Below are 458 nucleotides of genomic sequence, written 5' to 3'. Positions count from 1 at the left end.
GTTGATGTCCTTGATCAGCGTCTTGCAGGCGAGCCTGTTCTTGCCGTTGATCCGCATCGCGTCCGAGCCGCAGATGCCGTGCGCGCACGAGCGGCGGAAGGTCAGGGTGCCGTCGACGTCCCACTTGATCTTGTGGAGGGCGTCGAGCACGCGCTCCTTCGGGTCGATCTCGATCTGGAAGTCCTCCCAGACCGACGCGTCCGACACCTCGGGGTTGAAGCGGCGGATCCGCATCGTGACCGTGATGTACGGGGAGGCCGCGGAGTCCTTCTCCACCTTGTCCAGTACGGGGGTAGCCATCAGTACTTACGCTCCATCGGCTGGTAGCGGGTCGTCACGACCGGCTTGTAGTCGAGACGGACGGTCTCGGAGCCGTCCTCGCCGACCTCGCGGTACGCCATGGTGTGACGCATGAAGTTGACGTCGTCGCGGTTCGGGTAGTCCTCGCGGTAGTGACC

Annotated in this window: 2 protein-coding genes; both read right to left on the bottom strand. The window is 64.2% G+C overall.

What is annotated here, in order from left to right:
- The coding region (locus tag OQ02_RS39270; RefSeq protein ID WP_033443764.1) for a 2Fe-2S iron-sulfur cluster-binding protein at window positions 1–300 on the bottom strand (300 nt) is incomplete at its 3' end.
- On the bottom strand, window positions 300–458 hold a 159-nt coding region (locus OQ02_RS43425), incomplete at its 5' end, for a hypothetical protein (RefSeq protein ID WP_156077621.1). The genes OQ02_RS39270 and OQ02_RS43425, both read right to left, overlap by 1 nt.

Source organism: Saccharothrix sp. NRRL B-16314 (assembly GCF_000716595.1).
Taxonomy (GTDB): Bacteria; Actinomycetota; Actinomycetes; order Mycobacteriales; family Pseudonocardiaceae; genus Actinosynnema.
Note: the sequence above shows the minus strand (reverse complement) of the source record. Positions and strands in the feature narration are given on the sequence as shown.